At 74.6% G+C, this 19,270-nt stretch carries 20 protein-coding genes and 1 pseudogene; 19 read left to right on the top strand and 2 right to left on the bottom strand.

Features of this window, described 5'->3' with window-relative positions; translation table 11 throughout:
* Positions 1-7: 7 nt before the first annotated feature.
* Together DQ240_RS22375 and DQ240_RS22370 are read right to left on the bottom strand one after the other, a co-directional pair.
* Positions 8-478 carry a ferritin-like domain-containing protein gene (locus DQ240_RS22375; protein ID WP_113841924.1) on the bottom strand — a complete coding sequence of 157 codons (471 nt, stop codon included), beginning with the start codon at positions 476-478 and terminating at the stop codon, positions 8-10.
* Between the two features lie 12 nt (positions 479-490).
* Complete coding sequence (locus DQ240_RS22370; protein ID WP_113841923.1) at positions 491-985, bottom strand: hypothetical protein; 495 nt, start codon at positions 983-985, stop codon at positions 491-493.
* Between the two features lie 204 nt (positions 986-1,189).
* Between DQ240_RS22370 and rimP the strand changes: the two genes are divergently transcribed.
* The 19 genes and pseudogenes from rimP to dapB all read left to right on the top strand — a co-directional run bounded on the left by rimP (position 1,190) and on the right by dapB (position 18,961).
* On the top strand, positions 1,190-1,804 hold the full coding sequence (gene rimP, locus DQ240_RS22365; protein ID WP_113841922.1) for a ribosome maturation factor RimP: 615 nt from the start codon (positions 1,190-1,192) through the stop codon (positions 1,802-1,804).
* On the top strand, positions 1,801-2,913 hold the full coding sequence (gene nusA, locus DQ240_RS22360; RefSeq protein WP_113841921.1) for a transcription termination factor NusA: 1,113 nt from the start codon (positions 1,801-1,803) through the stop codon (positions 2,911-2,913). The genes rimP and nusA overlap by 4 nt, the downstream gene beginning before the upstream one ends.
* Positions 2,914-2,957: 44 nt before the next feature.
* The gene (locus tag DQ240_RS22355; protein ID WP_113841920.1) at positions 2,958-3,326 is read left to right on the top strand and encodes a YlxR family protein; all 369 of its coding nucleotides are present in this window, start codon (positions 2,958-2,960) and stop codon (positions 3,324-3,326) included.
* An 85-nt stretch (positions 3,327-3,411) separates the two neighbouring features.
* Positions 3,412-3,558: pseudogene (locus tag DQ240_RS24340) on the top strand (translation initiation factor IF-2 N-terminal domain-containing protein); the annotation flags it as partial.
* 993 nt (positions 3,559-4,551) lie between these two features.
* Positions 4,552-6,387, top strand: a complete 1,836-nt coding sequence (gene infB / locus DQ240_RS24160; RefSeq protein ID WP_233498917.1) for a translation initiation factor IF-2 — start codon at positions 4,552-4,554, stop codon at positions 6,385-6,387.
* A gap of 99 nt (positions 6,388-6,486) precedes the next feature.
* Complete coding sequence (locus DQ240_RS22345) at positions 6,487-6,780, top strand: DUF503 domain-containing protein (protein WP_113841918.1); 294 nt, start codon at positions 6,487-6,489, stop codon at positions 6,778-6,780.
* 50 nt (positions 6,781-6,830) lie between these two features.
* Entirely contained in the window at positions 6,831-7,325 is a 495-nt protein-coding gene (gene rbfA / locus DQ240_RS22340) for a 30S ribosome-binding factor RbfA (RefSeq protein ID WP_113841917.1), read from the top strand.
* Between the two features lie 5 nt (positions 7,326-7,330).
* Positions 7,331-7,576, top strand: coding sequence for a hypothetical protein (locus DQ240_RS22335; protein WP_113841916.1), 246 nt, complete (start codon positions 7,331-7,333; stop codon positions 7,574-7,576).
* Positions 7,573-8,568 carry a bifunctional oligoribonuclease/PAP phosphatase NrnA gene (locus tag DQ240_RS22330; protein ID WP_113841915.1) on the top strand — a complete coding sequence of 332 codons (996 nt, stop codon included), beginning with the start codon at positions 7,573-7,575 and terminating at the stop codon, positions 8,566-8,568. Before DQ240_RS22335 ends, DQ240_RS22330 begins: the two co-directional genes overlap by 4 nt.
* Positions 8,565-9,881 carry an MATE family efflux transporter gene (locus tag DQ240_RS22325; RefSeq protein WP_113841914.1) on the top strand — a complete coding sequence of 439 codons (1,317 nt, stop codon included), beginning with the start codon at positions 8,565-8,567 and terminating at the stop codon, positions 9,879-9,881. The genes DQ240_RS22330 and DQ240_RS22325 overlap by 4 nt, the downstream gene beginning before the upstream one ends.
* Positions 9,878-10,807, top strand: a complete 930-nt coding sequence (truB, locus tag DQ240_RS22320) for a tRNA pseudouridine(55) synthase TruB (protein ID WP_113841913.1) — start codon at positions 9,878-9,880, stop codon at positions 10,805-10,807. Before DQ240_RS22325 ends, truB begins: the two co-directional genes overlap by 4 nt.
* A 43-nt stretch (positions 10,808-10,850) precedes the next feature.
* Positions 10,851-11,189 (top strand): antibiotic biosynthesis monooxygenase, encoded by a 339-nt coding sequence (locus tag DQ240_RS22315; protein WP_113841912.1) that lies wholly within the window; start codon positions 10,851-10,853, stop codon positions 11,187-11,189.
* 101 nt (positions 11,190-11,290) lie between these two features.
* Positions 11,291-12,430: a branched-chain amino acid aminotransferase gene (locus DQ240_RS22310; protein WP_199589469.1), complete on the top strand. Its 1,140-nt coding sequence runs from the start codon at positions 11,291-11,293 to the stop codon at positions 12,428-12,430.
* A 1-nt stretch (position 12,431) separates the two neighbouring features.
* The gene (locus tag DQ240_RS22305) at positions 12,432-13,388 is read left to right on the top strand and encodes a bifunctional riboflavin kinase/FAD synthetase (protein ID WP_113841911.1); all 957 of its coding nucleotides are present in this window, start codon (positions 12,432-12,434) and stop codon (positions 13,386-13,388) included.
* Positions 13,389-13,547: 159 nt separating this feature from the next.
* Positions 13,548-13,817, top strand: coding sequence for a 30S ribosomal protein S15 (gene rpsO / locus DQ240_RS22300; RefSeq protein WP_014742314.1), 270 nt, complete (start codon positions 13,548-13,550; stop codon positions 13,815-13,817).
* A gap of 278 nt (positions 13,818-14,095) precedes the next feature.
* The gene (locus tag DQ240_RS22295) at positions 14,096-16,375 is read left to right on the top strand and encodes a polyribonucleotide nucleotidyltransferase (protein ID WP_113841910.1); all 2,280 of its coding nucleotides are present in this window, start codon (positions 14,096-14,098) and stop codon (positions 16,373-16,375) included.
* The gene (locus tag DQ240_RS22290; RefSeq protein WP_233498913.1) at positions 16,372-17,742 is read left to right on the top strand and encodes a pitrilysin family protein; all 1,371 of its coding nucleotides are present in this window, start codon (positions 16,372-16,374) and stop codon (positions 17,740-17,742) included. The genes DQ240_RS22295 and DQ240_RS22290 overlap by 4 nt, the downstream gene beginning before the upstream one ends.
* Positions 17,742-18,107, top strand: coding sequence for a VanZ family protein (locus tag DQ240_RS22285; RefSeq protein WP_113841909.1), 366 nt, complete (start codon positions 17,742-17,744; stop codon positions 18,105-18,107). Before DQ240_RS22290 ends, DQ240_RS22285 begins: the two co-directional genes overlap by 1 nt.
* Before the next feature lie 47 nt (positions 18,108-18,154).
* Positions 18,155-18,961 carry a 4-hydroxy-tetrahydrodipicolinate reductase gene (dapB, locus tag DQ240_RS22280; protein WP_113841908.1) on the top strand — a complete coding sequence of 269 codons (807 nt, stop codon included), beginning with the start codon at positions 18,155-18,157 and terminating at the stop codon, positions 18,959-18,961.
* The last annotated feature ends 309 nt before the right edge of the window (positions 18,962-19,270 follow it).

The raw sequence follows: 19,270 nt of genomic DNA, 5'->3' as shown, positions 1-19,270 counted from the left end.
CGGGCGGTCAGTCGGCGGGCAGGCCGGGGAAGGGAGTCGTCGTCGGCGTCTGGCCGGCGGCGGTGCGCCAGCCGACCGCACGGACCTCCGCCGCCCCCAGCTCCCGCACCGCCAGGGCGCGGGTGTCGGCGTCCACGGCGTCGTCGAGCAGCGCGACCCAGGCGCCGCTGACGCCGGCCTCGAGGGCGGCGGCCAGCGCGGCGGCGTCGACGGCGGAGAGCACGGGGAACGGCAGCTCGTAGGCGGCCGCGGAAGGCGCGGCGTCGACGCCGCGCTCGTCCAGCAGCGCCGCCAGCCGGTCGCGCACGTCGCGGTGCGCGTTCTCGGCGAGGACCGCCGGGTCCCGGCCGCCGGGCGCCAGCGCCGCGCCCACCACCCCGTAGCCCCAGACCGCGGCGTGCTCGGCCTCCAGGACCCGGCCGAGGGCGGCCTCCTCCGCCGCGGGGTCGTCCCGACCGGAGGTGGCGTCGTCAGCCACGGCGTCCTCTCCTCATGCGAGCACCGCCACCTGGCCGCGGAGGCCGGCGGCGACCGAGCCCAGCAGGGCGGCCCGGCCGGCCGCCTGGTCGGCACAGGCCGCCTCGTGCCCGTCGGCGGCGGCGCCGATCCGGTCGCGCAGCCAGCCCCGGACGTCGCCCCCGGGGGGCGGGCCGTCGGTGCCCGCCGGCGCCGACGAGGTGGCCCCGGGAGCCGCCGCCCGGAGCCGGTCGAGCTGGGCGGCGGCCTGCTCGGCCTGGACGGCGACGCGGTCCCCCAGGGCCGGGTCGGCGGCGGCCGCCGCGGCGTAGGCGGCCACGACGCCCTCCTGGACGGCCACCTGCTCGGCCAGCCGGTCGGCCTCCTCCGGCGTGGGCGCCGCCTGCGCGTTCCCGCCGTCGTCCCCGGTGCAGGCGGTCAGCAGGACCAGCCCGGCGGTCCCCGCCACGCCTGCGAGCAGCGTGCGCCGGGAGAACCCGGTCGGGCGCGGAGCGGGGGACGGGGACATCGCCGTCATCCTCGCAGCCGACCCGGATCGGGCGCAGGACGCCGCTCCGGTCCCCGGCGCGTCCGCCGACCGCCGCCGCCGGTCTCGGGCATCCGCGGCGGGCGGTAACCTCACTACTCACCCCCGGCCGGGCCTGAACGGGCCCCGGACCGGGACCGGGTCCGCCGTGCACGTGCCCCGACGCCGTCAGGAGGGAGGGAGCCCGTGTCCACCAGTCCCCGGACCGATCCCGCCACCGCCCGCCTGGCCGGCTGGATCCAGCCGGTCGTCGACGCGGTCGGCTACGACCTCGAGGAGCTCGTGGTCACCCCGGCCGGACGGCGCAGCGTCGTGCGCGTCGTCGTCGACCGGGACGAGGGCGTGACCCTCGACGACATCGCCGAGGTCAGCCGGGCGGTGTCCGCGGCGCTGGACGAGAACGACGGGGAGCTGGGCCGGGCGCCGTACGTGCTCGAGGTGACCAGCCCCGGCGTCGACCGGCCGCTCACCGAGCAGCGGCACTGGCGGCGCAACACCGGCCGCCTGGTCGTCGTCGCCGTCGGGCCGGCCGGGAGGACGGAGCAGGTCACCGGCCGGATCCAGGAGGTCGGCGCCGAGGGCGTCACCCTGGCCGTCGAGGCAGCCGGCAAGCCGGGCGCGAAGAAGCGGCCGCCGACGCCCCGCCACGTGCCGTGGGCCGAGCTCGGCGCCGGCCGGGTGCAGGTCGAGTTCGGCCGCCCCGGGGCGCGCGGGGACGAGCCGCACGACGGCGACGTCGACGACGAGATCGACGACCACACCGAGGACATCGAGGACATCGACATCGAGGACGGACAGTGAACATCGACGTGACCGCCCTCCGGGCGGTCGAGCGGGAGAGGGGCATCCCCGCCGACACGGTCATCGAGGCCATCGAGACGGCCCTGGTGACCGCCTACCGGCACGCCGACGGCGCCGCCAAGCACGTCCGCGTGCACGTGGACCGCAAGACCGGCGAGGCCGCGGTCCTGGCGCAGGAGCTGGGCCCCGACGGCGAGGTCGTGCGCGAGTGGGACGACACCCCCTCCGACTTCGGCCGGATCGCGGCCGGCACCGCCAAGCAGGTCATCGTGCAGCGCCTGCGGGACGCCGAGCACGAGCAGACCTTCGGCGAGTACGCCGGCAAGGAGGGCGACATCGTCAGCGGCGTCGTGCAGGCGCACGACCGCCGCAACGTGCAGGGCACCGTGCTGCTCGACATCGGCAAGGTCGAGGCGGTGCTGCCGCCGGCCGAGCAGGTCCCGGGCGAGTCCTACCCGCACGGCAGCCGGCTCAAGGCCTACGTCGTCTCGGTGGCCCGCACCTTCCGCGGTCCGCAGGTCACGATCTCCCGCACCCATCCCAACCTGGTGCGCAAGCTCTTCGCCCTCGAGGTCCCGGAGATCGCCGACGGCAGCGTGGAGATCGTCGCCGTCGCGCGGGAGGCCGGGCACCGCTCGAAGATCGCGGTCCGCACGTCCGTCGCCGGGCTCAACCCCAAGGGGGCCTGCATCGGCCCGATGGGCCAGCGCGTGCGCAACGTCATGAGCGAGCTGCACGGCGAGAAGATCGACATCGTGGACTGGTCCGACGACCCGGCCACCTTCGTCGCCTCGGCGCTGAGCCCCGCCCGGGTCACCAGCGCCACGGTCGTCGACCCCCAGGCCAAGGCCGTCCGGGTCGTCGTCCCCGACTACCAGCTGTCGCTGGCCATCGGCAAGGAGGGCCAGAACGCCCGCCTCGCCGCCCGGCTCACCGGCTGCCGGATCGACATCCGCAGCGACGCCGAGGGCGACGGGACCGCGCCGTCCCCCGGGGTCGGGCGACCGCCGCTGCGGTCCGGGGGACAGGCTCCGGCGGCGGGTGGTCGCCCCGGCGCCCCCGGCCGGCCCCCTGCGGGTGGCCGCAGCCCCGGACGGGTGGGGCGCTGACCGAGGCGGGAACACCGGCGACTCCCGGCGCGCTACAGTCTGGGGTGGTCGGGACGTCGCAGCCGGTCCGCACCTGTGTGGGGTGCCGGCAGCGCGCTCCGGTCACCGATCTGTTGCGTGTCGTCGTCCGTTCCGGGGCCCTGGTCCCGGATCCCCGGCGGCGGCTCCCCGGCCGGGGAGCGTCGGTGCACCCCACGCCGGAGTGCCTGAACGCAGCGGAGCGACGCCGGGCCTTCCCCCGGGCGCTGCGCCTCTCCGGAGGTGCTCGAGCCGCGGTGGAGGCCGGTCCGCTCCGGGCCCACGTCCTCGGCGCCTCGTTCGATGCGCCCGGGACCGAGTCCGGGGACGGACAGCAGTTCAAGGTCGGACCGGCACCAGGCCGGTCCGCACGTCGACAGGACACCGTCGGATGACTCAGCCGTGAAGTTCTCACGATGACCATGCGCCACTGACGACGAGGTCGAGCGGGCAAGCCGCCGGCCTCACAAGAGGAGACCCGTGCCAGGCAAAGCCCGCGTACACGAACTCGCCAAGGAGTTCGGTGTCGACAGCAAGACCGTGCTCGCCAAGCTCAAGGAGCAGGGCGAGTTCGTGAAGTCCGCCTCCTCGACCGTCGAGGCCCCCGTGGCCCGCCGGTTGCGGGAGGCCCTCGGTGCGAGCACCGGAGCCGGCAACGGCACCGCTGCGCCCGCCGCTCCGCGCCCCGGTGCCCCGACCCCCGGTCCGCGGCCCGCGCCGCGACCGGCTCCGGCCGCTCAGGCCCCGGCGGCGCCGACCGCGCCGTCCAGCGTCCCGATGCCGGGTGCACCCGCTCCGGGTCCGCGTCCGGCCGCTCCGGCGCCGGCCGCCCAGACCCCGGCTCCCGCGGCGCCGGCCCCCGCTCCGGCTCCGCAGGCCCCGGCCGCCTCGGCGCCCGCGGCTCCGTCGGCTCCGGCCGGCCCCCGTCCCGGCGCTCCGCGTCCCGGGGGCACCGCGAGCGGACCCCGTCCCGGCGGTGCTGCTCCCGGCGCCCCCGGTGCCGGTCCGCGGCCCGGCCCCCGGCCGGCTCCGCGTCCGGGCAACAACCCCTTCAGCAGCGCGCCCCGTCCCGGCCCCGCGGCCGGTGCGCCCCGTCCCGGTGCGCCGGCGGCGGGTCCCGGCGGCCCGCGTCCGGGTCCCGGTGCGGGCCCCGGCGGTCCGCGTCCGGCGGCCGGTCCGGGCGGTCCCCGTCCCGGTGCGGGCCCCGGCGGTCCGCGTCCGGCGGCCGGTCCCGGTGGTCCGCGTCCCGGCCCCGGTGCCGGTGGTCCGCGCCCGAACCCGGGCATGATGCCGCAGCGCCCGTCCCCGGGCATGATGCCGCCGCGTCCGGCCGGTGCCGGTCGTCCCGGTGGTGGCCCCGGTGGTCCCGGCGGCCGCGGTCGTCCGGGTGGTCCCGGCGGCGGTGGCGGTGGCGGTGGCTTCCGTCCCGGCGGCGGCGGTGGCGCGCCCGGTGGCGGCGGCGCTCCGGCCGGCGGTGGCTTCCGTGGTGGCGGCGGTGGCCGTGGCCGTGGTCGCGGCGGCTCCGGTGCCGGCACCGCGGGTGCCTTCGGTCGTCCGGGTGGGCGTGGCCCCGTCCGCGGGCGCAAGAGCAAGAAGCAGCGGCGCCAGGAGTTCGACTCCATGGCGGCGCCCAGCATGGGCGGCGTCAGCCTGCCCCGCGGCAACGGGCAGACCGTCCGGCTGCCCCGCGGTGCCTCGCTGACCGACCTGGCCGAGCGCATCAACGCGCAGCCGGCCGCGCTGGTCACGGCCCTGTTCCACCTCGGCGAGATGGTCACCGCGACCCAGTCGGTCAACGACGAGACGCTGCAGCTGCTCGGCGCCGAGATCGGGTGGGTCATCCAGGTCGTCAGCCCCGAGGACGAGGACCGCGAGCTCCTCGAGACCTTCGACCTCACCTTCGGTGACGAGGAGGGCGACGAGGGCGACTGGTCGATCCGTCCGCCGGTCGTGACCGTCATGGGTCACGTCGACCACGGGAAGACCAAGCTCCTCGACGCCATCCGCAACGCCAACGTGGTGGCGCGGGAGGCCGGTGGCATCACCCAGCACATCGGCGCCTACCAGATCGTCAGCGAGCTGGAGGGCGAGGAGCGCCCGATCACCTTCATCGACACCCCGGGTCACGAGTCGTTCACCGCGATGCGTGCCCGTGGCGCGAAGGTCACCGACATCGTCGTCCTGGTCGTCGCGGCCGACGACGGCGTCATGCCGCAGACCGTCGAGGCGCTCAACCACGCCCAGGCGGCCGACGTGCCGATCGTGGTCGCGGTCAACAAGATCGACAAGGAGGGGGCCAACCCCGCCAAGATCCGGCAGCAGCTCACCGAGTACGGCCTGGTGGCCGAGGAGTACGGCGGCGACACGATGTTCGTCGACGTCTCCGCCACGACCCGCCAGGGCATCGACGACCTGCTCGCCGCGATCCTGCTGACCGCCGACGCCTCGCTGGACCTGCGCGCCAACACCGAGCAGGACCCGCAGGGTGTGGTCATCGAGGGCAAGCTGGACAAGGGCCGTGGCCCCGTCGCCACGGTGCTGGTCCAGCGCGGCACGCTGCGCCAGGGCGACTCGATCGTGGCCGGCGACGCCTACGGTCGCGTCCGGTCGCTGCTCGACGAGCACGGCAACAAGCTGAAGGAGGCCCTGCCGGCCCGCCCCGTGCAGGTCGTGGGTCTCACCTCGGTGCCCCGCGCCGGCGACACGTTCCTGGTCGTCGAGGAGGACCGGGTGGCCCGGCAGATCGCCGACCGCCGCCAGGCCCGCATCCGCAACGCGCAGAACGCCTCCATGCGCAAGCGGATCAGCCTCGAGGACCTCGACGCGGCGCTCAAGGAGACGCGTCAGCTCAACCTGATCATCAAGGGCGACAACTCGGGCACCGTGGAGGCGCTCGAGGAGGCCCTGATGAAGATCGAGGTGAGCGACGACATCTCGCTGCGGGTCATCCACCGCGGCGTCGGTGGCATCACCAAGAGCGACATCGACCTGGCGCTGGCCGACGACGTCATCGTCCTGGGCTTCAACGTCCGGGCCGAGGGCCAGGCCACCGAGCTGGCGAACCGCGAGGGGGTGGACGTCCGGTACTACACGGTCATCTACCAGGCCATCGACGAGATCGAGGCCGCCCTCAAGGGGATGCTCAAGCCGGAGTTCGAGGAGGTCCAGCTCGGCACGGCGGAGGTCCGCGAGGTCTTCCGGGTGCCCCGCATCGGCAACGTCGCCGGTTCGCTGGTCCGCAGCGGCACGATCGTGCGCAACTCGAAGGCGCGGCTCATCCGCGACGGTGCCGTGGTCGCCGACAACCTGACGGTGGAGTCCCTCCGCCGGTTCAAGGACGACGCGACCGAGGTCCGCGAGGGCTACGAGTGCGGTATCGGCCTGGGGTCGTTCAACGACATCAAGGTCGACGACGTGATCGAGACCTTCGAGATGCGCGAGAAGCCCCGCGAGTAACGCAACGTGACCGCCGGGCCCCTGCGGGAGGACCTCTCGGCCCTCTTGCAGGGGCCCGGCGCGAGCGTGCGAGCGGTGGGGGGCAGGAGGGTCCTTCGAGTGTTCACGGGGTCGCTGACCGCTGACCTGCTGCTGGGCGACGTCCACTCGCTCAAGGGCAAGCGCGCCGTCGTCCGGCCCATCGTGGCCGAGCTGCGGCGGCGCTTCGCCGTCGCCGCCGCCGAGGTGGGGGACACCGACCTGCACCGCCGGGCGCAGGTCGCCGTGGCCACCGTCGCCGGCGACGCCGGTCAGGTCACCGACGTGCTCGACGCGTGCGAGCGGTTGCTGGCCGACCGCCCCGAGGTGACGCTGCTGTCGACGCACCGGCAGTTGTTCAGCGACTCCGACTGAGGCCGAGTCCCACCTGCCAGGTCCTGGCCTGGCTGTTCCAAGGAGGTCCGATGGCCGACCCGGCCCGCGCCCGCAAGCTCGCGGTGCGCATCCGACAGATCGTCTCCGCCGCGATCGAGATGCAGATCAAGGACCCCCGGCTGGGCATGGTCACCGTGACCGACACCAAGGTGACCGGTGACCTCCGCGAGGCCACGGTCTTCTACACGGTCTACGGCGACGAGACGCAGATCGCCGACTCGGCGAAGGCGCTGGCCAGTGCCACCGGCATCCTGCGCGCCACGGTCGGCAAGCAGACCGGCATCAAGTTCGTGCCGACGCTCACCTTCGTCGCCGACATCGTCCCGGACACCGCGCGCGAGCTGGAAGAGGCGCTGGAGCGTGCCCGCCACGCCGACGAGGAGCTCGCCCGCGCCCGCGAGGGCGCCCAGTACGCCGGCGAGGCCGACCCCTACCGCAAGCCGGCCGAGGACGACGACGAGGCCGACGAGGGCGACGACGAGCCCGCCGCCGAGGCCGACGTCCCCGTCGAGACCAGGAGCTGACCCGCATGAGCGAGAACGACCCCGACCCGAACCTCCCCGACGAGGGCCAGGAGCGGTCCGAGCTGGGCGGCAAGGAGATGCCCGGCGACGGCGACCCGACGATGGGCGGCAAGGCCGGTCAGATCGGGGAGACGCCGAGCATCGCCGCCGACGAGCCCGACGACGGCGGCGCCCCGATCCCGGTGGCCGGTGGCGACGTGCGCGAGGAGCCCAACGCCCCGCCGCATGCCGATCCCGGCCCGGGGTCGTGACGGCCGCTTCCTCGTCCGGGACGGGACCGACCGCGGTCGGCGTCCTCTCCGACGCCGCTGCCGGCGGCGCGACGGTCGTGCTGTGCGCGCACGTGCAGCCCGACGCCGACGCCCTCGGCTCGACCCTGGCGCTGGCCGAGGGGCTGCGCCGCCGCGGCGCCCGGGTGCTCGCGACCTTCCCCGAGCCGTTCGTCCTGCCGGCCTCGCTGTGCTGGCTCCCCGGCGCGGCGGACCTGGTGCCGCCGTCGGCGGTGCCCTCCTCCCCGGACGTGCTCGTCAGCCTGGACGCGGCCTCGCCCGGCCGGCTGGGCGAGCTGGCCCCGCTGCTCGACCGGGCCGGCACCTCCGTGGTGGTCGACCACCACGCCAGCAACCCCGGGTTCGGCGACGTCCGCGTCGTCGACCCCGGCGCCCCGGCGACGGTCACCCTGGTCGCCGACCTGCTCGACGGTCTCGGGGTGGCCCTCGACGCGACGCTGGCGACCCTCCTGTACGCCGGGCTCTCGGCCGACACCGGTTCCTTCCGGTTCGGCAGCACCCGGCCGGACACCCACGTGCTCGCCGCCCGGCTGCTCGGGACCGGCATCGACCACGCCGACATCAGCCGCCGGCTGTTCGACACCGCTCCGTTCGGCTGGCTGCGCCTGCTCTCGGCGGTCACCGGACGGGCGCAGCTGGAGACCGGCGTCGGCGCCGGGCTGGTCTGGACGTGGTCCAGCACCGCCGAGGCCGCCGAGCACGGCCTGCCGGGGGAGCAGCTCGAGGCGCTCGTGGACGTCGTCCGCTCCACCGCGGAGGCCGACGTCGCCTGCGTGCTCAAGGGGCAGGACGACGGGACCTGGTCGGTCTCCCTGCGCTCCCGCGGGGCCACCGACGTGTCCCGGGTCGCGATGGCCCTCGGCGGCGGCGGCCACCGCGCCGCCGCGGGCTTCACCTCGCGCGCGGACCGCGAGGGCACGATCGCCGCCATCCGGGCCGAGCTGGCCCGATGACGGCGCGGTCCTCGGGACCGCGGCCGGGGGTCCTCGCGCTCGCCCTGCCGGCCCTCGTGGTCCTGGCCGCCGAGCCGCTGTACCTGCTGGTCGACACCGCGGTCGTGGGCAACCTCGGCACCGTGCCGCTGGGCGGCCTCGCCGTCGGCGGCGGCCTGCTGGCCTGGGCGGCGGCGCTGCTGAACTTCCTCGCCTACGGCACCACCGCCCGTGCCGCCCGGCGGGCCGGGGCGGGGGACCGGGCGGGCGCCGTCGCCGAGGGCGTGCAGGCCACCTGGCTGGCCCTCGCCCTCGGGCTGGGGGTCCTCCTGCTCTTCCAGGTCCTGGCCGGGCCGCTGACGCGGCTGCTGGCCGGTGACGGGGGAGCGGTGGCCGAGGCAGGTGAGCAGTGGCTGCGCATCGCGGGCTTCGGCGCGCCGCTGCTGCTGGTCTCCCTGGCCGGCAACGGCTGGCTGCGCGGGGTGCAGGAGCTGCGCCGGCCGGTGCGCTATGTCGTCGCCGGCAGCCTCACCAGCCTGGTCCTCTGCCCGCTGCTCGTGCACACCGCCGGGATGGGCCTGAACGGGTCGGCGGTGGCGAACGTCGTCGGCCAGGCGCTGACCGCGGCGCTGTTCGTCCGGGCGCTCGTGCGCGAGGGCGCGGACTGGCGGCCCCGTCCGCGGTCGGTGCGTGCCCAGCTGGTGCTCGGCCGGGACCTGCTGCTGCGGGCCGCGGTCCTCCAGCTGGCCTTCCTCGTGGCCGCCGGTGTCGCGGCCCGCGCGGGCCAGGCGCAGCTGGGCGCCCACCAGATCGCGCTGCAGCTGTTCTTCTTCCTCGCGCTCGTCCTCGACGCCTACGCCATCGCCGCCCAGACGCTGGTCGGGCACGCGCTCGGCGCCGGGCGCCCCGCCGAGGCCCGCGCCACCGCCGTCCGCGTCGCCCGCTGGGGGCTGGGCACCGGGATCGCCGTCGCCCTGCTGCTGCTCGCCCTGCGCGAGGTGCTGGTCCCGCTGTTCACCGGCGACCCCGCCGTCCGGGAGCAGGCCGAGCTCGTGTGGTGGTTCCTCGCCGGGTTCCAGCCGCTGGCCGGGGTCGTCTTCGCCCTGGACGGCGTCCTCATGGGCGCCGGCGACGTCGGCTACCTGCGGACGGTGACCATCGGCGCCGCCGTCGTCGGGTTCCTCCCCCTGTCGCTGCTCGCCGGCCCGCTGGGCCTCGGCCTGGCCGGGGTCTGGACCGGACTGACGCTGTTCATCGCGCTGCGCCTGGTCGCCGTCCTCGTCCGGGTGGCGGGGGACCGGTGGCTGAGCGCACCTGCGACGGTGGGGGCATGAGTCCCCGCCGTCCCGACGCCGACGTCCCCCCGTCGATCCTGCTGGTGGACAAGCCGGGCGGCATGACCTCCCACGACGTCGTCGCCCGCGCCCGCCGCGCGCTGTCGGTCCGCCGCATCGGGCACGCCGGGACGCTGGACCCCATGGCGACCGGCCTGCTCGTCCTCGGGGTCGGGACGGCGACGCGGCTGCTCGGGTACCTGACCGGGCACGACAAGACCTACGAGGCGACCATCCGCCTCGGGCAGAGCACGGTCACCGACGACCGCGAGGGCGAGGTGCTCGGCACCACCCCGGCCGGGCACCTGGACGACGACGCCGTGCGCACCGCGCTGGCCGCCCAGACCGGCCCGCTGCTGCAGGTGCCCTCGTCGGTCAGCGCGGTGAAGGTGGCCGGCCGGCGCTCCTACGACCGGGTGCGGGCGGGGGAGGACGTCGTCCTCGAGCCGCGTGCGGTCACCGTGCACCGGCTCGAGGTGCACCGCATCACCCGCCCGGAGCCGGACCTGGTCGACGTCGACGTCACCGTGACCTGCACCGCCGGCACCTACATCCGCGCGATCGCCCGGGACACCGGAGCCGCGCTCGGTGTCGGCGGGCACCTCACCGCGCTGCGCCGCACCGCGTCCGGCCCGTTCACCACGGAGCAGGCCGCGCCCGTGGAGGAGGCCGCCGCGGCCCTGGTCGGCGGCGGCCCCGGCGTCCTCGGCCTGACCGACGCGGCCACCACCCTCTTCCCCCGGCGCGACGTCCCGGCGGAGGAGGCCACCGCGCTCGGGTACGGCCAGCGGGTGCCGAAGACGGGCACCCCCGGGCTGGTCGCCGCGGTGGACCCGGCCGGCCGGCTGGTGGCGCTGCTGGAGGACGCGGGCAGCACCGCGCGGATCGCCGTCGGCTTCCCGCCCGGGGGTTCCACGGGCGGGTGAGCGGCGTGGTTGACGGCTGCCGGACCGGGGAAGTGGCACCCGCATGAGCGTCGTGAAGATCAACGCGATCACCGTGCCCAAGGAACGCCAGGAGCGCTTCGAGGAGCGTTTCCGCGGCCGGGCCGGCGCGGTCGAGAGCACACCCGGTTTCGAGTGGTTCGAGCTGCTGCGCCCGCAGGAGGGCACCGACCAGTACCTCGTCTACACCCGCTGGACCGACGAGGCCTCCTACGAGGCCTGGCAGTCCAGCCAGGAGTTCGACCGCGCCCACTCCGGTGGCGGCGACACCCTCGCCCCGGCCGCGGCGAACTCCTCGCACCTGTGGTCCTACGAGGTCATCGAGTACGCCGGCCCGAAGGCCAACCAGGACAGCCAGGCCTGACGCCGGTCCCCACCCGTCCGCGGACCGTCGTCGCGGAGCCGGGACTACTGTGACGGGCGGGTCCGGGAGTCGCCGGACCCGCCCGGACGCAGGTAGGAGCCATGACCGACACCCTCGCCGACAGCCGTACCTCCCCGCGGATCTTCACCGAGGGCGTACCGGTGGTCGTGGAGGAGATCCGGCGCCGTCCCGCCGCCGAGCGCCAGCAGCTGCTGGACGACCCGGGCTTCGGTCGCTACTTCACCGACTCGATGTTCGTGGCGCGCTACCGCGCCGGCGAGGGCTGGCACGACGCCCGGCTGACCTCCTACGCGCCGCTGCAGATCGACCCCGCCACCGCGGCGCTGCACTACGCGCAGTCGATCTTCGAGGGCCTCAAGGCCTACGCCCAGCCCGACGGCAGCGTCGCCACCTTCCGGCCCGAGGCCAACGCGGCGCGGTTCGCGCGCGGTGCGCGCCGGCTGGCCATGCCGCCGGTGCCCGAGGAGGCCTTCCTGTCCGCCGTCGACGCGCTCGTCGACGCCGACCGCGACTGGGTGCCGACCGGCCCCGACCAGACGCTGTACCTGCGGCCCTACATGCTGGCCACCGAGCCGTTCCTGGGCGTCCGGCCGGCGCACGAGTACCTGTTCCTCGTCATCGCCAGCCCCGCCGGCGCGTACTTCCCCCGCGGCGTGCACCCGGTCTCGGTCTACCTCTCCGAGGACTACATCCGCGCCGCCCCCGGTGGCACCGGCGACGTGAAGTGCGCCGGGAACTACGCCGCCAGCCTGCTGGCCCAGGAGCAGGCGATCGAGGCCGGCTGCGACCAGGTCGTCTGGCTCGACGCGCACGAGAAGCGGTACGTCGAGGAGATGGGCGGGATGAACCTGTTCTTCGTCCTCGGCTCCGGCGACGACGCGGAGCTGGTGACCCCGGAGCTCACCGGGACCCTGCTCCCCGGCATCACCCGCGAGTCGCTGATCGCCGTGGCCCGCGACATGGGCCACCGCGTCACCGAGCGGCGGTTCAGCGTCGAGGAGTGGCGGGCCGGCGTCTCCGACGGCACCGTCACCGAGACCTTCGCCTGCGGCACCGCCGCCGTCATCACCCCCGTGGGCCAGGTGAAGGCGCGGACCGGTGACTTCACCGTCGGCGACGGCGCCCCCGGACCGCTCACGATGCGCCTGCGCGAGCACCTCCTCGACATCCAGCACGGCCGGGTGGCCGACACCCGCGGCTGGCTCCACCGGGTCGCCTGAGGTGCTGCGCTGGCGCGGGCTCGACGCCGTCCCCGGTGACCTGGGGCGCACCGTCGTCACCATCGGCATGTACGACGGCGTGCACCGGGGTCACCAGAAGCTGATCGGTGCCGCGGTCGCGCGGGCCCGGGCGCTGGGCCGGCCGTGCCTGCTGCTCACCTTCGACCCGCACCCGGCCGAGGTCGTGCGCCCCGGCTCGCACCCGGCGATCCTCACGTCGCTGGACCGCAAGGCCGAGCTCGTCGAGGCCCTGGGCGTCGACGCGATGTGCGTGCTGCCCTTCACCTCGGACCTGATGCGGCTGTCGCCGGAGTCGTTCACGCACACGGTGCTGGCCTCGACGCTGCACGCCTCGCACGTGGTGGTGGGGGAGAACTTCACCTACGGCCACCGGGCCGCCGGCACCGTCGCCACGCTGACCGCGGAGGGCCGCCGGTTCGGCTTCACCGTCGAGGGCGTGGGCCTGGCCAGCCTCGCCGAGGAGGCCGACGAGGTGACCATCTCCTCCACCTACGTGCGCGCCTGCGTCGCCGCCGGGGACATGCGCTCGGCCACCGCCGCGCTCGGCCGGACGCACCGGGTCGACGGCGTGGTGGTCCGCGGTCACCGCCGCGGCCGGCAGATGGGCTACCCGACGGCCAACGTGGAGAGCGCGCCGTACACCGCGATCCCCGCCGACGGCGTCTACGCCGGGCACTTCGTGTTGCGCGACGTCGAGGGCGCCAGCGGGGCGCGCTTCCCGGCCGCGATCTCGGTGGGCACCAACCCCACGTTCGACGGCACCCGGCGGACGGTCGAGGCGCACCTCATCGACTGGGACGGCGACCTCTACGGCGAGCACTCCGGCGTCGAGTTCGCCGCCCGGCTGCGCGGGATGCTGCGCTTCTCGGGCATGGACGAGCTCGTCGCCGCGATGGACAACGACCTCGTCGAGGCCCGCGGGGTGCTCGGCTGCTGAGCTCCGGCCCCCACCCGTGGGGGTCGGGACCGGCCCTCGGTACGCGGTCCCCGGGGAGGACCGCGTAGCATGACGGCGTCGGGCTCTGCCCGATTCGTGTGTACACCTGCCCCCGTGAGTCAGACCGGGGGCGCACACCTGCCCGCCGGGAGGCGACCGATGGCGCTCGAGAGCGCGACCAAGAAGCAGATCATGACCGAGTACGCCACGGTCGAGAACGACACCGGCTCCCCCGAGGTCCAGGTCGCGATGCTGACGCGTCGGATCAGCGACCTCACCGAGCACCTCAAGCAGCACAAGCACGACCACCACAGCCGGCGGGGCCTGCTCCTGCTGGTCGGCCGTCGTCGCCGGCTGCTGAACTACCTGGCGAAGACCGACATCAACCGGTACCGCTCGCTCATCGAGCGGCTGGGTCTGCGCCGCTAGCACGTCGAGGGGACCGTCCCGTCCGGGACGGTCCCCTCTTCCGTCCGGCACCCGCCGCACGGAGACCCCGGCCCCCGGCCGATCCGCCGTCAGACGCGGTCCGGTCCTCGGTGGTGGCCTCCGGGCACGTCGTCCTCCTCGCGGGGGGCGGCAGTCCCGGGGGTTTCGATCGAAGACCGGTCGCCCAGGGCGCAGTCGGCGCAGGGCGCCACAAGAGGACCCCGGCGCGGTAGCGCCAATAGAGGACGTCGCCGCATGCGACGTAGGAAGAGGACAGCATGTCCGCACCCACCACCACCGGCAGCACCGCCGCCGAGTTCGACCCCGAGGACGGGGTCACCACCGCCACCGCGGTCATCGACAACGGCAGCTTCGGCAGCCGCACCGTCACCTTCGAGACCGGCCGGCTCGCCCGTCAGGCCGCCGGCTCCGTCGTCGTCACCATGGGCGACACCTTCCTGCTCTCGGCCACCACGGCCGGCAAGCAGCCCAAGGACCAGTTCGACTTCTTCCCGCTGACGGTCGACGTCGAGGAGCGGATGTACGCCGCCGGGCGCATCCCCGGCTCGTTCTTCCGCCGCGAGGGCCGGCCCTCGGAGGACGCGATCCTCACCTGCCGGCTCATCGACCGGCCGCTGCGGCCGACCTTCGCCAAGGGCCTGCGCAACGAGGTCCAGGTCGTCATCACCGTCATGGCGCTGGACCCCGAGCACCTCTACGACGTGCTCGCCATCAACGGCGCGTCGGCCTCCACCCAGCTCTCCGGCCTGCCGTTCTCCGGCCCGGTCGGCGGCACCCGCGTCGCGCTCATCCGCGGCCAGTGGGTCGCCTTCCCGACGCACGCCGAGCTCGAGGAGGCCGTGTTCGACATGGTCGTGGCCGGCCGGGTCCTGCCCGACGGCGACGTCGCGATCATGATGGTCGAGGCCGAGGCGACCACCCGCACGATCGAGCTCGTCGCCGGTGGCGCCACCGCCCCGACCGAGGAGGTCGTGGCGCAGGGCCTCGAGGCCGCGAAGCCGTTCATCAAGGCGCTGTGCGACGCGCAGTCCGCGCTGGCCGAGAAGGCCGCCAAGCCGGTCGCCGAGTTCCCCCGCTTCCTGGACTACCAGGACGACGTCTTCGCCGCGGTCGAGGCGCAGGTCGGCGACAAGCTGGCCCAGGCGCAGCAGATCGCCGGCAAGCACGAGCGCGAGGACGCCACCGACGCGCTCAAGGACGAGGTCAAGGCCGCGCTCGCCGGTCAGTTCGAGGGCCGCGAGAAGGAGATCTCCGGTGCCTTCCGGGCGCTGACCAAGAAGGTCGTCCGCCAGCGCATCCTCCGCGACAAGGTCCGCATCGACGGCCGTGGCCTGACCGACATCCGGCCCCTGTCGGCCGAGGTCGAGGTCATCCCGCGGGTGCACGGCTCGGCGCTGTTCGAGCGCGGCGAGACCCAGATCCTGGGTGTCACCACGCTGAACATGCTCCGCATGGAGCAGCAGCTGGACACGCTGTCGCCGGACAACCGCAAGCGCTACATGCACAACTACAACTTCCCGCCGTACTCGACCGGCGAGACCGGCCGCGTGGGTTCGCCCAAGCGCCGCGAGATCGGCCACGGCGCGCTCGCCGAGCGTGCGCTGCTGCCGGTGCTGCCCGACCGCGAGGAGTTCCCCTACGCGATCCGGCAGGTGTCCGAGGCGCTGGGCTCCAACGGCTCGACGTCGATGGGTTCGGTCTGCGCCTCGACCCTGGCCCTGCTCAACGCCGGTGTGCCGCTGAAGGCGCCGGTCGCCGGCATCGCCATGGGCCTGGTCTCCGACGAGGTCGACGGCAAGACCGAGTACGTCGCGCTGACCGACATCCTCGGCGCCGAGGACGCGTTCGGTGACATGGACTTCAAGGTCGCCGGCACCAAGGACTTCGTGACGGCGCTGCAGCTGGACACGAAGCTCGACGGCATCCCCTCCGACGTCCTCGCCGGTGCGCTCACCCAGGCCCGCGCGGCCCGGCTGCACATCCTCGACGTCATGGGCGAGGCCATCGACGGCCCCGACGAGATGAGCCCCTACGCCCCGCGGGTCACCACGGTGCGCATCCCGGTCGACAAGATCGGCGCGGTCATCGGCCCCAAGGGCCAGATGATCAACGCGATCCAGGACGAGACCGGCGCGGACATCACGATCGAGGACGACGGCACGATCTACGTCGGCGCCTCCGACGGCCCGTCGGCCCAGGCGGCGGTGGACCGGATCAACGCCATCGCCAACCCGCAGATGCCCAAGGTCGGCGAGCGGTTCCTCGGCACGGTCGTCAAGACCACGCCGTTCGGTGCCTTCGTCTCCCTGCTCCCGGGCAAGGACGGGCTGGTCCACATCAGCAAGCTGGGTGGCGGCAAGCGCATCGGCAAGGTCGAGGACGTCTGCAACGTCGGCGACAAGCTGCAGGTCGAGATCAGCGACATCGACGCCCGCGGCAAGATCAGCCTCGTCCCGGTGGCGACCGACGGTGAGGGCGCCGGCGACGGGGCCCCGGCCGAGGCCGCCCCTGCCGAGGCCGCGCCGCAGGACGCGTGACCACGACGCACGACGACACCCCCGGGGCCGGGGCCGGCGCTTCCGCGTCGGTCCCGGCCCCGGCCGGTGTCACAGAGGTGCTGGACGTCGACGACGTCGGCGGGCGGGTGGAGCGCACGCGGCTGCCCAGCGGCCTGCGGGTGCTCACCGAGACGATGCCCGGCGTCCTCTCGGCGACCATCGGGATCTGGGTCGGTGTCGGCTCCCGCGACGAGACCGACGCCCTCGCCGGCTCCTCGCACTTCCTCGAGCACCTGCTCTTCAAGGGCACCCGGACCCGGAGCGCCCTGGAGATCGCGACGGCCATGGACGCCGTCGGCGGTGAGATGAACGCCTTCACCGCCAAGGAGCACACCTGCTACTACGCCAACGTGCTCGCCAGCGACCTCCCGCTGGCGGTGCAGATCCTCGGTGACCTGGTCACCGACGCGCTCAACACCGCCGACGACCTCGAGAGCGAGCGCACGGTCGTGCTCGAGGAGATCGCCATGCGCGACGACGAGCCGGCCGACGCGGTGCACGACCTGTTCTCCGAGACGCTCTTCGGCGGCACGTCGCTGGGCCGGTCGGTCCTGGGCACCGTGGAGTCGATCGAGTCGCTGACCCGGGACGACGTCGACGGCTGGTACCGCAGCCGCTACGCCGTTCCCTCGATCGTGGTCGCCGCGGCGGGACGGGTCACCCACGAGCAGGTGCTCGACCTCGTGCAGCGGGCGTTCGGCGAGCGGCTCGCCGGTCCGGCCGAGCCGACGCCTCTGCGCACCGGGGACGACGTCGTCCTCGACCGGCCCGCCCGGTCGACCGGGCTCATCCGGCGGAAGACCGAGCAGACGCACCTGCTGCTGGGCAGCGTCGGGATCGGCCGGCACGACGAGCGGCGGCACGCGGCCGCGGTCCTCGAGACCGCCGTCGGCGGTGGCATGAGCTCGCGGCTGTTCCAGGAGATCCGGGAGAAGCGCGGCCTGGTCTACAGCGTCGGCTCCGCGCTGACGCACTACGCGGGGACCGGGGCCTTCTCCGTCTACGCCGGGTGCTCGCCCAAGCGCGTGCCGGAGGTGCTGCGCCTGGTCCGCGAGGAGCTCGCCGGTGTGGCCGCCGACGGCCTCACGGCCGAGGAGGTCGCCCGCGGCCGCGGTCAGCTGCGCGGGGGACTGGTCCTCGGCCTCGAGGACACCGGCTCCCGGATGACCAGGCTCGGCAAGAGCGAGCTGGCCCACGGCGAGTACGTACCGGTCCGGGAGGTGCTGGCGCGCATCGACGCGGTGGATCCCGACCAGGTGCGCGCGGTCGCCACGGACCTCCTGACCCGGCCCACGTGTCTCGCGGTCGTCGGTCCCTACCGCGAGTCCGACCTCGACAAGCTCTGATGTCCCCACCGGTCCTGGCCGTCCACGGGGCGCTGTCCCGCGGGGTGCTCGCGATCACCGTGCTGGTGTCGCTGGCCGTGCTCTTCGCGCCGGGGGACGACGTCCCCTCGTCGCCACCCGGTGTGGACAAGCTCGTCCACCTCGCGCTGTTCGCGGCCTTGGCGCTGGCCGGGCGGTGGGCCGGGGTGCGGACACCGACCCTGGCCGCGCTCCTGGTCGGGTACGCGGTGGTCAGCGAGGTCGTCCAGGCGGTCGCTCCGCTGCAACGGTCCGGCTCCGTCGCCGACGGGCTCGCCGACGTCCTCGGGATCGCCCTCGGCCTCGCCGCCTGGGCGGGGATCAGCCGGGCCCGCTCGTCCCGGTAGACGGACCGCGCCTTGCGTCCCGCGGCGCCGACGGGAAGCCTGAGCCGGTGACCAGCACGAGCACCGGTTCCGACCCCCAGCCCGCACCCGCTCCCGACGGGGGGTCACCCCTCGTCTCGGTGGGGGTGCTGGGCGCGCGGGGCCGGATGGGCGCCGAGGTCGTCAAGGCGGTCAACGCCGCCGACGACATGGAGCTGGTCGCGATGGTCGACGCCGGGGACTGGCTGTTCAACGTGGCCGACGCCGGCGCGCAGGTGGTCGTGGACTTCACCCGTCCCGACGTGGTCATGGACAACATCCGCTTCTGCATCGACCAGGACATCTCCTGCGTCGTGGGGACGACGGGCTTCGACCAGGAGCGCCTGGACACGGTGCGCGCCTGGCTGGAGCCCAAGCCCGACCTCGGGGTCGTCATCGCCCCCAACTTCGGGATCGGCGCCATCCTCCTGATGCGCTTCGCGCAGGAGGCGGCTCGCTTCTTCCCCTCCACCGAGATCGTGGAGCTGCACCACCCGAACAAGGTCGACGCCCCGTCCGGGACCGCGGTCCGGACCGCGCGGCTCGTCGCCGACGCGCGGCGGGCCGCGGGGCTGCCGCCCGTCCCCGACGCCACGACCGACTCGCTGCCCGGTGCCCGCGGTGCCGACGTCGAGGGGATACCGGTGCACGCGGTGCGGCTGACCGGCCTCGTCGCGCACCAGGAGGTGCTGATGGGCGCCGAGGGGGAGACGTTGACGCTGCGACACGACTCCTACGACCGCGCCTCGTTCATGCCCGGCGTCCTCCTGGCGGTGCGCGAGGTGCGCCGGCGGCCGGGGCTCACCGTCGGGATCGAGTCCCTCCTCGGGCTCTGAGCTGCGGTTTCCTGCGCAGCCCCAGGGTCGGCGGGCCCGCACGACCGCCCCTGGGAGACCCCCCGTGCACGCCTCCTCAGAGGCGTGTATGGTTCTCCCTGTTGCCAGTCGGGCCCGCGAGGGCCGCGGAGCGAGCTAAGACCCCCGGGTCACGAGCCTCCGAGACCGGCGTACAGTGGGACAAGCCGCAGTTGACGAAGGCTCCTGCAGAAGGGGCCTGGTTCTTCGCGCGTCCGTTCCTTGAGAACTCAACAGCGTGCCGAAAGTCAGTGCCAAGTAATACCCCGTGTGCTGCGGATCTTCGGGTTC

It is taken from the genome of Blastococcus sp. TF02A-26 (assembly GCF_003319125.1).
GTDB lineage: Bacteria > Actinomycetota > Actinomycetes > Mycobacteriales > Geodermatophilaceae > Trujillonella.
The sequence above is the reverse complement of the archived record's forward strand: the minus strand, read 5'-3'. Positions and strand labels throughout refer to the sequence as shown.